This window comes from Bacillus sp. NEAU-Y102 (assembly GCF_054788175.1).
The window spans coordinates 39,304-52,928 of sequence record NZ_JBTWFK010000020.1 but is presented as its reverse complement, the minus strand read 5'-3'; the positions used below and the strand labels follow the sequence as shown (position 1 = coordinate 52,928).

The window sequence follows — 13,625 nt, the reverse complement described above, 5'->3', positions numbered from 1 at the left end:
TTTTAGTTTGGTTAAGTTAGAAAGGGCGCACGGTGGATGCCTTGACACTAGGAGTCGATGAAGGACGGGACTAACGCCGATATGCTTCGGGGAGCTGTAAGTAAGCTTTGATCCGAAGATTTCCGAATGGGGAAACCCACTATACGTAATGGTATGGTATCCTTACCTGAATACATAGGGTATGGAAGACAGACCCAGGGAACTGAAACATCTAAGTACCTGGAGGAAGAGAAAGCAAATGCGATTTCCTGAGTAGCGGCGAGCGAAACGGAACATAGCCCAAACCAAGAGGCTTGCCTCTTGGGGTTGTAGGACATTCTATACGGAGTTACAAAGGAACGAGGTAGACGAAGCGACCTGGAAAGGTCCGTCGTAGAGGGTAACAACCCCGTAGTCGAAACTTCGTTCTCTCTTGAATGTATCCTGAGTACGGCGGAACACGTGAAATTCCGTCGGAATCTGGGAGGACCATCTCCCAAGGCTAAATACTCCCTAGTGATCGATAGTGAACCAGTACCGTGAGGGAAAGGTGAAAAGCACCCCGGAAGGGGAGTGAAAGAGATCCTGAAACCGTGTGCCTACAAATAGTCAGAGCCCGTTAATGGGTGATGGCGTGCCTTTTGTAGAATGAACCGGCGAGTTACGATCCCGTGCAAGGTTAAGCTGAAGAGGCGGAGCCGCAGCGAAAGCGAGTCTGAATAGGGCGTTTAGTACGTGGTCGTAGACCCGAAACCAGGTGATCTACCCATGTCCAGGGTGAAGTTCAGGTAACACTGAATGGAGGCCCGAACCCACGCACGTTGAAAAGTGCGGGGATGAGGTGTGGGTAGCGGAGAAATTCCAATCGAACCTGGAGATAGCTGGTTCTCCCCGAAATAGCTTTAGGGCTAGCCTTAAGTGTAAGAGTCTTGGAGGTAGAGCACTGATTGAACTAGGGGTCCTCATCGGATTACCGAATTCAGTCAAACTCCGAATGCCAATGACTTATCCTTAGGAGTCAGACTGCGAGTGATAAGATCCGTAGTCAAGAGGGAAACAGCCCAGATCGCCAGCTAAGGTCCCAAAGTGTGTATTAAGTGGAAAAGGATGTGGAGTTGCTTAGACAACTAGGATGTTGGCTTAGAAGCAGCCACCATTTAAAGAGTGCGTAATAGCTCACTAGTCGAGTGACTCTGCGCCGAAAATGTACCGGGGCTAAATACACCACCGAAGCTGCGAATTGATACCAATGGTATCAGTGGTAGGGGAGCGTTCTAAGTGCAGTGAAGTCAGACCGGAAGGACTGGTGGAGCGCTTAGAAGTGAGAATGCCGGTATGAGTAGCGAAAGACGGGTGAGAATCCCGTCCACCGAATGCCTAAGGTTTCCTGAGGAAGGCTCGTCCGCTCAGGGTTAGTCAGGACCTAAGCCGAGGCCGACAGGCGTAGGCGATGGACAACAGGTTGATATTCCTGTACCACCTCTTTATCGTTTGAGCAATGGAGGGACGCAGAAGGATAGAAGAAGCGTGCGATTGGTTGTGCACGTCCAAGCAGTTAGGCTGATAAGTAGGCAAATCCGCTTATCGTAAAGGCTGAGCTGTGATGGGGAAGCTCCTTATGGAGCGAAGTCTTTGATTCCCCGCTGCCAAGAAAAGCTTCTAGCGAGATAAAAGGTGCCTGTACCGCAAACCGACACAGGTAGGCGAGGAGAGAATCCTAAGGTGTGCGAGAGAACTCTGGTTAAGGAACTCGGCAAAATGACCCCGTAACTTCGGGAGAAGGGGTGCTTTCTTAACGGAAAGCCGCAGTGAATAGGCCCAAGCGACTGTTTAGCAAAAACACAGCTCTCTGCGAAGCCGTAAGGCGAAGTATAGGGGGTGACACCTGCCCGGTGCTGGAAGGTTAAGGAGAGGGGTTAGCGTAAGCGAAGCTCTGAACTGAAGCCCCAGTAAACGGCGGCCGTAACTATAACGGTCCTAAGGTAGCGAAATTCCTTGTCGGGTAAGTTCCGACCCGCACGAAAGGTGTAACGATTTGGGCACTGTCTCAACCAGAGACTCGGTGAAATTATAGTACCTGTGAAGATGCAGGTTACCCGCGACAGGACGGAAAGACCCCGTGGAGCTTTACTGTAGCCTGATATTGAATTTTGGTACAGTTTGTACAGGATAGGCGGGAGCCATTGAAACCGGAGCGCTAGCTTCGGTGGAGGCGCTGGTGGGATACCGCCCTGACTGTATTGAAATTCTAACCTACGGGTCTTATCGACCCGGGAGACAGTGTCAGGTGGGCAGTTTGACTGGGGCGGTCGCCTCCTAAAGTGTAACGGAGGCGCCCAAAGGTTCCCTCAGAATGGTTGGAAATCATTCGTAGAGTGCAAAGGCATAAGGGAGCTTGACTGCGAGACCTACAAGTCGAGCAGGGACGAAAGTCGGGCTTAGTGATCCGGTGGTTCCGCATGGAAGGGCCATCGCTCAACGGATAAAAGCTACCCCGGGGATAACAGGCTTATCTCCCCCAAGAGTCCACATCGACGGGGAGGTTTGGCACCTCGATGTCGGCTCATCGCATCCTGGGGCTGTAGTCGGTCCCAAGGGTTGGGCTGTTCGCCCATTAAAGCGGTACGCGAGCTGGGTTCAGAACGTCGTGAGACAGTTCGGTCCCTATCCGTCGTGGGCGTAGGAAATTTGAGAGGAGCTGTCCTTAGTACGAGAGGACCGGGATGGACGCACCGCTGGTGTACCAGTTGTTCTGCCAAGGGCATAGCTGGGTAGCTATGTGCGGAAGGGATAAGTGCTGAAAGCATCTAAGCATGAAGCCCCCCTCAAGATGAGATTTCCCATAGCGTAAGCTAGTAAGATCCCTGAAAGATGATCAGGTTGATAGGTTCGAGGTGGAAGCATGGTGACATGTGGAGCTGACGAATACTAATAGATCGAGGACTTAACCATATAATATGTAGCAATGTTATCTAGTTTTGAAGGAATATGCCTTCAATAGTTTGGTGATGATGGCAGAGAGGTCACACCCGTTCCCATACCGAACACGGAAGTTAAGCTCTCTAGCGCCGATGGTAGTTGGGACCTTGTCCCTGTGAGAGTAGGACGTCGCCAAGCAACTAAAACACGAGTCATTTGACTCGTGTTTTTTTGTATTGTTAAAAAGAATGGGAAAGAAGTAATGGTAATACAAACACGTTGCCCAAGAGTTAATCATATTATATAAGAGATGGGTGTATATTTTTCTGGAAATTGTTAAGGATTAGAAGTATAAAATAGGTTCACTTAAATAGGGAGGGAAGGTTATGAAATTACAAAGTGAAGTTTGTATTGTTTGTGAGACAAAAAGAAAAGAAGGTATATATGTTTATAATAATTTAATATGTTATGAATGTGAAAAGGATATGGTGAACACAGAGACAGATGATCCAAAATATATACATTATTTAAAGCAACTTCGAAAATTAGAAGTATCATATTTTTAAATAGGCATATGCCTATTATTTTTTTTGTTCTGTATAATAGATGGAGAATGAATTATAAGGAAGAGATGTAGATGAATCAAAATCATATGCCTTTATATGAGGCGTTAATAGAGTTTAAAGAAAGAGGGTCGTTATCTTTTCATGTTCCAGGTCATAAGAATGGTTTAAACTTCCCTCAGAAGGCAATAAGAGAGTTTAAAGATATTCTATCTATTGATGTAACTGAGTTAGCAGGACTGGATGATTTGCATAGTCCGTTTGAATGTATAGATGAGGCACAACAATTATTGACTGAAGTGTATGATACAAAGAGAAGTTATTTTTTAATTAATGGTTCAACAGTCGGGAACTTAGCAATGATTTTGTCTTGTTGCAGGGAACATGATATTGTTCTTGTACAAAGAAATTGTCATAAATCAATTATTAATGGTTTAAAACTAGCGGGAGCAAATCCCATTTTTTTAGATCCATGGATTGATGAAGCTTATAACGTACCAGTGGGAGTTCGTAATGAAATTATTAAGAAAGCAATTGGAAAATATCCAAATGCGAAAGCACTCATTTTAACGCATCCTAATTATTATGGTATGGGGATGGATTTAGAGGCAATCATTGCTTTTGCACATGCACATAAAATCCCTGTTTTGGTAGATGAGGCACATGGGGCACATCTTTGTTTGGGAGAACCATTCCCAAAATCAGCATTAACATATGGTGCAGATATTGTAGTTCATTCTGCACATAAAACATTACCCGCAATGACAATGGGTTCCTATTTACATATAAATAGTCACTTAGTAGACGAAGAGAAGGTTACTACTTATTTAAGTATGCTACAATCTAGTAGTCCATCGTATCCAATTATGGCTTCCTTGGATATAGCACGCTTTACAATGGCGCGTATAAAAGAAGAAGGACATGGTGAAATTGTTGAGTTTTTACGGAGATTTAAGGAACAGTTACGTTCTATTCCACAAATCGCCATTTTAGAATATCCGTTGCAAGACGAGCTAAAGGTTACCGTACAAACTCGTTGTCAGTTATCAGGGTACGAATTACAGTCCGTATTTGAAAATGTCGGTATATATACAGAGATGGCTGATCCGTACAATGTCCTATTTATTTTACCCCTGCAAGTAAATGAGGAGTATATGAAGGTTATAGAGATGATCCGAGTAGCATTGCAACATTATGACGTGAAAGACAAGAGGGAATCTATTCGTTATACTTATAAAGGTGAATTCTCTCCTTTGCCGTATACGTATAAACAACTAGAAGGATATGGAACAAAGATAGTATCTATAGAAGAGGCTGTTGGAATGATAGCGGCGGAAATGGTAATTCCGTATCCACCTGGAATTCCATTGGTTATGTATGGAGAGAGAATTACTTCAGAGCATAAAGAGCAAATTATGTATTTAGAGAGAGCAGGAGCTCGTTTTCAAGGTAATACGAAATATATGAAAGTGTATGATATAGAAAGTAGGTTTTAGGATGAAGGGATTATTTGTAACAATTGAGGGTCCAGAAGGTTCAGGTAAAACAACGTTAATTAAAAGCTTATTACCATATTTTGAACAAAAAGCACAAAAGGTAATGGCGACAAGGGAACCAGGTGGTATTGCAATTTCTGAGGACATTAGGACGATTTTACATAAACAAGAATATACGATGATGGAAGCACGTACAGAAGCGCTTCTTTATGCTGCTGCGCGCAGACAGCATTTAGTAGAAAAAGTTATGCCAGCACTTAATGAGAACTATCTCGTGCTATGTGATCGTTTTATAGATAGTTCTTTAGCATATCAAGGCTATGCAAGAGGGTTGGGTATGGATAAGGTATTTGAAATAAATCGTTTCGCAACAGAGGACTGTATGCCTAGTTTAACAATTTATCTAGACATTGAGCCTGAGGTTGGTTTGGCTCGAATTGAAAAAGATGCAGGACGTGAAGTAAATCGACTAGATATGGAAGATATCTCTTTCCATAAACGTGTGCGCGAAGGGTATTTACAAGTTGTAGAACGTTTCTCGGATCGTATTGTATTGGTAAATGCTGATCAGCCGATGGAAAAACTTATAGAAGAAGTTGTTCAGATTATAGAAGATAAATTGTTATAATAGAAGGAAAGAATGAAATAAGTGAGGTATGCATTATGATGAAGACGTGGGAGCAGCTTTCTGCTATACAACCCATCGGTGTAAAAATGTTGATGAATAGCATTGCAAAAGAGCGTATATCCCACGCTTACTTGTTAGAGGGAGGGAAAGGTACGGGAAAGTTTGCGACAGCAATTCAAATGGCAAAGAGTTTCCTCTGTTCTCAGCGGAATGGAGTAGAGCCCTGCCATGTATGCACAAATTGTAAGCGAATTGATTCAGGTAACCACCCTAACTTACATATTGTAAAACCAGACGGATTATCTATTAAGAAGCAGCAAATTCATGATTTACAAGAAGAGTTTTCAAAAACAGGATTAGAGGCAAATAAAAAATTATATATTATTGAGCACGCAGATCGTATGACAGCAAATGCGGCAAATACACTTTTGAAATTTTTAGAAGAACCAAGTAGTGATACAACCGCTATTTTACTTACTGAACAAAGTCATCAAATTTTAAATACGATTTTATCTCGCTGCCAAGTTGTTACGTTTAGACCGTTACCTACGGAATCTTTAATTAGAAGATTACAGGAAGAAGGTATTACAGCATCTTTATCGACACTTGCTGCTCAACTCACAAATAGTTTTGATGAAGCTTTAGCTTTATGTAGTGATGAATGGTTTGCACAAGCACGAGCTTTAGTGATAAAATTATGTGAAGCGCTCGAAAAAGATAAAACCTCTATTTTTTTTGTACAAGAAAAATGGGGAAAACACTTTGGAGAGAAAGAACAATTACAACAAGGTTTAGATATGTTACTCCTTATTTATAAGGATTTACTATATGTTCAACTTGGAGAAGAAGATCGTCTTGTTTTTCATGAGCAGAAAGAGATGTTTGAATCGTTTTCCTATGCTCAGAAGCGCATTGTATCAGCTCTCTTTAATATATTAGAGGCAAAAAATAGAATCAACGCTAATGTAAATGCGCAGCTTGTGTTCGAACAGTTAGTGTTGCGGTTGCAGGAGGGATGACCGTTTTGTATGATGTAGTAGGTGTTCGCTTTAAGAAGGCCGGAAAGGTATATTACTTTGATCCAAATCAGTTCGATATCTCTGAAAATGAGTTTGTCATTGTAGAAACGGTAAGAGGTATTGAATACGGAAAAGTAGTTATTACCAAAAAGCAAGTTGATGAAAACGACGTTGTATTACCGCTAAAAAAGGTTATTCGTATTGCAAATGAAAATGATCGTACCATTGTTGAAGAGAACAAACATGCTGCAAAAGAAGCATATCAAGTCTGTCAACAAAAGGTAGTAGAGCATAATCTTGATATGAAACTTGTAGATGTAGAGTATACATTCGATCGTAATAAGATTATTTTCTATTTTACTGCGGATGGTCGGATCGATTTCCGCGAACTAGTGAAGGACTTAGCGGCAATTTTTAGAACAAGAATTGAACTAAGACAAATTGGTGTTCGTGATGAAGCGAAGATGCTAGGTGGTATTGGTCCATGTGGTCGTATGCTTTGTTGTTCTACTTTTTTAGGAGATTTTGAACCTGTATCCATCAAAATGGCAAAGGATCAAAATTTATCATTAAATCCTGCAAAAATCTCTGGTTTATGTGGTCGCTTAATGTGTTGCTTAAAATATGAGAATGATGAATATGAGGCAGCAAAGGAACAACTTCCTGATTTAGATCAACGTATACAAACCCCGCATGGTACTGGCCGTGTTATCGGATTAAATATTTTAGAAAGATTAATTCAAGTGGAACTAGTAGACAAGGAACGGATAGTAGAATATACGTTAGATGAGTTAGTGAATAAAGGGGTCGTTTCGAGTCAAACCACAGATTAATGAGGTGGGTGCTTGTGGAGAAAAAAGATATTTTTGAATCGGTTTCTAGTATGGAAGAGCAAATTGGACATTTATACAAACAGTTGGGAGAGTTAAAACAGCATCTTGCAGAGTTGTTGGAAGAAAACCAGCATATAAAAATGGAAAATAACAATTTGCGACGCCGTTTTGAAGAAGTGCAGAATAAAGAAAAACAAAAACCTCAAAAACGTAAAGAAGTGAAGCCGAAAACAGATATTGGTGAGGGCTATGACAATTTAGCGAGACTGTATCAAGAAGGTTTTCATATTTGCAATCTACATTATGGAAGTGTACGTAAAGAGGGAGATTGTTTGTTCTGTCTGTCATTCTTAAATAAAAAGTGAAATTACCTTTCCAATTATAATTGGAAAGGTAATTTTTTATACATGAAATAGGGTAGGTTAAGGGTAAGAAAAGGAGCAGTATATGAATTTATATGAAGATGAACGTTTAGATTACTTATTAGCGCAAGACATGAAGATTATACAAAGCCCATCAGTATTTAATTTTTCTTTAGATGCGGTTTTACTTGCGGATTTCGCATGGGTACCAATTCAAAAGGGGAATTTACTTGATTTGTGTACAGGTAACGCGGTTGTCCCCCTTTTATTAAGTACAAGAACAAAAGGAAAGATTACTGGTGTGGAAATTCAAGAACGCTTATATGATATGGGAGTAAGAAGTGTTCAATATAATGGGCTGAAAGAAAGAATTCACCTCATACATGGAGATTTGAAAGATATGCCAGAGAAACTCGGGCGTCACCAATATGATGTTGTTACATGTAATCCACCATATTTTCAAACACCTCAAACTTCAGAGAAAAATATGAATGAACATTTAGCGATAGCTCGTCATGAAATTATGTGTACATTAGAAGATGTTGTATCTGCAAGTAGTCAGTTAGTAAAACAAGGCGGGAAAGTAGCATTTGTACATCGTCCAGGACGATTACTCGACATCGTCACATTAATGCGTAAATATAAAATTGAACCAAAGCGTGTGCGATTTGTTTATCCTAAGGTTGGAAAAGAAGCAAATACATTGTTAATTGAAGGAATTAAGGATGGGAATGCAGATTTGAAAATTTTACCACCCCTCGTTGTATACGAGAACAATAACGAATATACAAAGGAGATACGTTCAATTTTATATGGAGAAGAATAAGCATTTTTTTTATGTGGTAGAGTGCTCTGATGGAAGTTATTATGCTGGATATACAAACCATATCGAAAAACGAATTCAGACTCATAATAGCGGCAAAGGAGCTAGGTATACACGCGTCAGGCGTCCTGTCGTTTTAAAGTATGTAGAGACCCACGATGATAAGCGTACAGCTATGCAAGCGGAGTATTATTTTAAGCAATTAACGAGAAAACAAAAAGAGGCATATATGCAAAAAGGAGAACGCTATGTGGCAACAAAAAAGCTTTCAACAAAATGAAAAGGGAGTTTTATATTTAGTACCAACTCCTATTGGAAATCTAGAAGATATGACATTTCGTGCAATCCGAATTTTAAAAGAAGTTGATTTAATTGCTGCTGAAGATACGAGACAAACGAAAAAACTTTGTAATTATTTTGAAATTGAAACACCTGTCACGAGTTATCATGAGCACAATAAAGAAGTAAGTGGGAAGAAAATATTAGAGAAATTAGAGGATGGAAAGAATGTAGCACTTGTTAGTGACGCTGGTATGCCGTGTATTTCTGATCCAGGTTACGATATTGTTGTTGAGGCAGTAGCTGAGCAATATCATGTAATTCCGCTTCCTGGAGCAAATGCAGCCCTTACAGCATTAATTGCATCTGGTCTTGAAACAAAGCAGTTTTATTTCTATGGTTTCTTGCAGAGAAATAAAAAGGAACGAAAGATGGAGTTAGAAAAGCTTCGTTATGTACAAACTACAATGATGTTTTATGAAGCGCCTCATCGTTTAGATGATACTTTAATTTCGATGCAGGAAGTGTTGGGAAATAGAGAGATTGTATTATGTCGGGAGTTAACGAAAAAATTTGAGGAATTTATTCGAGGAACAGTCGAAGAAGCAATTGAGTGGACGAAGCAAAATGAGGTACGTGGTGAGTTTTGTATTTTAGTAGCTGGTTCGACAGAAGAACCTGCTCCAGAAGAACAATGGTGGGAATCTCTTTCAGTATATGATCATATTGAACACTATATAAATGAAAAAGGTATGAATTCAAAAGAAGCGATTAAAACAGTCGCTAAAGATCGAGATTTGTCGAAAAGAGATGTATATCAAATCTATCATGTCGATAAAAAATAAGCTTCTCATAATTGAGAAGCTTATTTTGCTGTTTCGATATAATCTTGAAGTTCGTTTAAGATTTGCTCAGCGCCTTCTTTGCTTAAGATGATTTTACCTTCAGCTAAAGAAAGGTTACCGTCAGATACTTCACCAGTTACTTGGCAAGTCATGTTTGGTTTATATTTTTTTAAGATGATTTTCTCGTCATCAACATAGATTTCAAGAGCATCCTTTTCTGCAATACCTAAAGTACGGCGTAATTCGATTGGAATTACTACACGACCTAATTCATCAACTTTACGAACAATACCAGTAGATTTCATAATTTTTTTCCTCCTAAATAAATAGTTTATAAGTTTCGAGTCTATTTTTAGATTCGTCATTTTTCGACAAAATACCCTATGGACATATGATACCAATCATTTACATTTCCGTCAATTCTTAAATTCTATATTTTTTAAAAAGATTTATAGATTTCTTATTTCTTATATATAATAGATTGAGAGGAAATTCCACAATTATTTACATTGTTTTCTGAAAAATTAACAAATTTTAAGTGGAGATTGTATATTTTTTTGGAATATGAGCAATAGATGATAAAGATATCGAGCATTAAGAACCCAAATTCAAAATTAGGTTGGGGTAAAGAAGATAAGTGAGATTCGGGCTGCTCGTAAAAGCCCGATTGATGTGGGCTAATAATCAGTGGGGATGAACAAAAACCCCGCTGATTAAAGTTTCACTTTATATATGAGTTTTTGATATACTGTTTATAAATACATATGAGGTTATTCGGGAGGTCCAAAACAATGACAGAGGAAAATAAGTCCTTTTATATTACTACCCCAATTTATTATCCAAGTGGAAAATTACACATTGGACATGCTTATACGACAGTAGCAGGAGATGCAATGGCACGATATAAGCGTATGCAAGGATACAATGTTCATTATTTAACAGGAACTGATGAGCATGGACAGAAAATCCAAAAAAAAGCAGAAGAATTAAATATTACACCACAAGCATATGTGGATAATATTGTTGCAGGAATTAAAGAACTTTGGGAGAAGATGGATATCTCTTATGATGATTTTATTCGTACAACTGAAGATCGTCATAAAGATGTTGTTGAAAAAATCTTTAAGCAACTAGTAGATCAAGGTGATATTTATCTTGATGAATATGAAGGTTGGTATTCTGTACAAGATGAGACATTCTATACGGAGCATCAATTAGTAGATCCAATTATGGAAGGTGACAAAGTAGTTGGAGGAAAAAGTCCAGATAGTGGTCATGATGTAGAACTTGTTCGTGAAGAATCATATTTCTTTAGAATGGGTAAATATGTCGACAGACTATTAAAATTCTATGAAGATAATCCACATTTCATTCAGCCAGAGTCTCGTAAGAATGAAATGATTAATAACTTCATTAAACCAGGCTTAGAAGATTTAGCAGTTTCTCGTACTTCATTTGACTGGGGAGTTCGTGTTCCAGGTAATCCGAAACACGTTATTTACGTATGGGTTGACGCATTATCTAACTACATTACAGCATTAGGTTATGGAACAGAAAATGAAGAGATGTATAAGAAATTCTGGCCGGCAGATGTGCATTTAGTTGGAAAAGAAATCGTTCGTTTCCATACAATTTATTGGCCAATCATTTTAATGGCATTAGATTTACCTCTTCCGAAAAAAGTCTTTGCTCATGGCTGGATTTTAATGAAGGATGGAAAGATGAGTAAGTCAAAAGGAAACGTAGTAGATCCAGTTACATTGATCGATCGTTACGGATTAGATGCATTACGTTATTACTTACTTCGTGAAGTTCCATTCGGATCTGACGGTGTATTCACACCAGAAGGATTTGTGGAGCGTATTAATTTCGATCTAGCAAATGACTTAGGTAACTTATTAAATCGTACAGTAGCTATGATTGATAAGTACTTTAACGGAGAAATCCCTGCATTTAAAGCGAATGTAACGGAATTTGATGAAACGTTAGTAACGTTTGCAAAAGATACATTGAAAAAAGTAGAAGAGGCAATGGAGAATATGGAGTTCTCTGTAGCGTTAGGATCTATTTGGCAATTGGTTAGTCGTACGAACAAATATATTGATGAAACACAACCATGGGTATTAGCGAAAGATGAGAATGATCGTGAAAAGTTAGCTTCTGTAATGGCTCATTTAGCAGAAGTACTTCGTCAAACAGGTATTATGCTTATGCCATTCTTAACAGTAGCACCAAGCAAGATGTTCGCTCAGCTTGGCCTTACTGATGAGGCTCATAAATCTTGGGAAAGTCTATCTACAATTGGCTGTATTCCAGCTGGAACAAAAGTAGAAAAAGGAAACCCAATTTTCCCTCGCTTAGAAATGGAAGTGGAAGTAGAGTACATTAAGGAACAAATGAAAAGCTCTGCTCCTAAAGTAGAAGAGAAAAAAGAAGAAGAACCGAAGGCAGAAGAAATTACAATTGATGATTTCTTTAAAGTAGAATTACGCGTAGCTGAAGTACTATCTGCTGAACCTGTGAAAAAAGCAGACAAGTTGTTAAAAATTCAACTAGACTTAGGCACAGAAAAGCGTCAAGTTGTTTCTGGAATTGCGAAATTCTATTCGCCAGAGGACCTAAAAGGTAAAAAGGTTATTTGTGTAACAAACTTAAAACCTGTAAAATTACGCGGTGAATTATCGCAAGGTATGATTTTAGCGGGTGAAGAGAATGGCGTATTGTCATTAGCATCAATTGATCAAAATCTACCAAATGGTACAAAAATCAAGTAATTAAGACAAGAAAAGAGATGTTTCACGTGTAACATGTGTGAAGCGTCTTTTTTCTTTTTACACTCTCTATTTTTGCATTAAGATTGTAGTATTGTTATCGTTAAGTTATTAAAGAACTTATTTTTGTAGAATAAACTTGATTTCAATATAAAAGGAGTTATGTATTATGTTGTTTGATACACATTCACATTTGAATGCAGAGCAATTCGAAGAAGATTTGCAAGAAGTTATTGCCCGAATGAAAGAAGCGGGAGTTACTTATACAGTTGTTGTTGGTTTTGATGAAGTAACGATAAAAAAGGCGATGGAATTAGCTGAAGCCTATGATTTTATTTACGCTGCGGTTGGATGGCATCCAGTTGATGCAATTGACATGACAGAAGAACATTTAGCTTGGTTAGAAGAACTTGCTTCTCATCCTAAAGTCGTTGCACTTGGAGAAATGGGTTTAGATTATCACTGGGATAAGTCTCCAAAAGAAATACAGAAAGAAGTATTCCGTAAACAAATTACATTAGCTAAAAAAGTGAAATTGCCGATTATTATACATAACCGCGATGCAACTCAAGATATTGTTGATATTCTAGAAGAAGAGAATGCAGCTGAAGTAGGAGGCATTATGCATTGCTTTAGCGGCAGCGTAGAAGTAGCAGAGCGATGTGTTGATATGAACTTTTTAATTTCGTTAGGCGGACCAGTTACATTTAAAAATGCTAAGAAGCCGAAAGAGGTTGCTACGGAGATTCCATTAGAGAAATTGTTAATAGAGACGGATTGTCCGTATCTAACGCCGCATCCATTTCGAGGGAAACGAAATGAACCGAGTTATGTAAAACTCGTAGCAGAAGAAATTGCGAATTTAAAAGGAATTTCTTATGAGGAAGTAGCAGAAATGACAACCAAAAATGCAAAATTTTTATTTGGTGTTGAATAAAAAAGAATGGGGAAACCTGTTCTTTTTTATTTTGAAAAAACACTAGTAGAAGTGATGAAGAAAATAAATGTGAATGATGAAGTGTTACAATAAGGACAGAGAACAAAGATTTTTCTATTCTATTTTTTAAAATATAAGAATGGGGAAAATAATAATGGAAAAGTCGTCATT

Annotated in this window: 12 protein-coding genes and 2 rRNA genes; 13 read left to right on the top strand and 1 reads right to left on the bottom strand. The window is 38.7% G+C overall.

Annotated elements, in window-relative coordinates; all coding sequences use genetic code 11:
* Positions 1-9: 9 nt before the first annotated feature.
* The 11 genes from ACYFX0_RS30035 to rsmI all read left to right on the top strand — a co-directional run bounded on the left by ACYFX0_RS30035 (position 10) and on the right by rsmI (position 9,746).
* Positions 10-2,931, top strand: a 23S ribosomal RNA gene (locus tag ACYFX0_RS30035).
* Positions 2,932-2,980: 49 nt separating this feature from the next.
* Positions 2,981-3,096 (top strand): 5S ribosomal RNA (gene rrf, locus ACYFX0_RS30030).
* A 188-nt stretch (positions 3,097-3,284) separates the two neighbouring features.
* On the top strand, positions 3,285-3,464 hold the full coding sequence (locus ACYFX0_RS30025; protein WP_000776279.1) for a sigma factor G inhibitor Gin: 180 nt from the start codon (positions 3,285-3,287) through the stop codon (positions 3,462-3,464).
* A 71-nt stretch (positions 3,465-3,535) separates the two neighbouring features.
* Positions 3,536-4,957 (top strand): aminotransferase class I/II-fold pyridoxal phosphate-dependent enzyme, encoded by a 1,422-nt coding sequence (locus tag ACYFX0_RS30020; RefSeq protein ID WP_106082527.1) that lies wholly within the window; start codon positions 3,536-3,538, stop codon positions 4,955-4,957.
* Position 4,958: 1 nt separating this feature from the next.
* Entirely contained in the window at positions 4,959-5,585 is a 627-nt protein-coding gene (gene tmk / locus ACYFX0_RS30015) for a dTMP kinase (RefSeq protein WP_000677218.1), read from the top strand.
* 35 nt (positions 5,586-5,620) lie between these two features.
* Positions 5,621-6,604, top strand: a complete 984-nt coding sequence (gene holB / locus ACYFX0_RS30010) for a DNA polymerase III subunit delta' (RefSeq protein ID WP_000978578.1) — start codon at positions 5,621-5,623, stop codon at positions 6,602-6,604.
* Between the two features lie 5 nt (positions 6,605-6,609).
* Positions 6,610-7,437: a PSP1 domain-containing protein gene (locus tag ACYFX0_RS30005; protein WP_000272429.1), complete on the top strand. Its 828-nt coding sequence runs from the start codon at positions 6,610-6,612 to the stop codon at positions 7,435-7,437.
* Between the two features lie 14 nt (positions 7,438-7,451).
* Positions 7,452-7,802 (top strand): DNA replication initiation control protein YabA, encoded by a 351-nt coding sequence (yabA, locus tag ACYFX0_RS30000; RefSeq protein WP_000412064.1) that lies wholly within the window; start codon positions 7,452-7,454, stop codon positions 7,800-7,802.
* A gap of 82 nt (positions 7,803-7,884) precedes the next feature.
* Positions 7,885-8,625 carry a tRNA1(Val) (adenine(37)-N6)-methyltransferase gene (locus ACYFX0_RS29995; RefSeq protein ID WP_001055358.1) on the top strand — a complete coding sequence of 247 codons (741 nt, stop codon included), beginning with the start codon at positions 7,885-7,887 and terminating at the stop codon, positions 8,623-8,625.
* Positions 8,612-8,902, top strand: coding sequence for a GIY-YIG nuclease family protein (locus ACYFX0_RS29990; protein ID WP_000414353.1), 291 nt, complete (start codon positions 8,612-8,614; stop codon positions 8,900-8,902). Before ACYFX0_RS29995 ends, ACYFX0_RS29990 begins: the two co-directional genes overlap by 14 nt.
* Complete coding sequence (rsmI, locus tag ACYFX0_RS29985; protein ID WP_000267816.1) at positions 8,871-9,746, top strand: 16S rRNA (cytidine(1402)-2'-O)-methyltransferase; 876 nt, start codon at positions 8,871-8,873, stop codon at positions 9,744-9,746. The genes ACYFX0_RS29990 and rsmI overlap by 32 nt, the downstream gene beginning before the upstream one ends.
* Before the next feature lie 20 nt (positions 9,747-9,766).
* Here the strand turns inward: rsmI and ACYFX0_RS29980 are convergent, their stop codons facing one another.
* On the bottom strand, positions 9,767-10,051 hold the full coding sequence (locus tag ACYFX0_RS29980; protein WP_000843036.1) for an AbrB/MazE/SpoVT family DNA-binding domain-containing protein: 285 nt from the start codon (positions 10,049-10,051) through the stop codon (positions 9,767-9,769).
* 486 nt (positions 10,052-10,537) lie between these two features.
* On the opposite strand from ACYFX0_RS29980, the gene metG reads away from it, so the two are divergent.
* Positions 10,538-12,520: a methionine--tRNA ligase gene (gene metG / locus ACYFX0_RS29975; protein WP_000134138.1), complete on the top strand. Its 1,983-nt coding sequence runs from the start codon at positions 10,538-10,540 to the stop codon at positions 12,518-12,520.
* Positions 12,521-12,686: 166 nt separating this feature from the next.
* Complete coding sequence (locus ACYFX0_RS29970; RefSeq protein WP_000895845.1) at positions 12,687-13,454, top strand: TatD family hydrolase; 768 nt, start codon at positions 12,687-12,689, stop codon at positions 13,452-13,454.
* Positions 13,455-13,625: the final 171 nt, after the last annotated feature.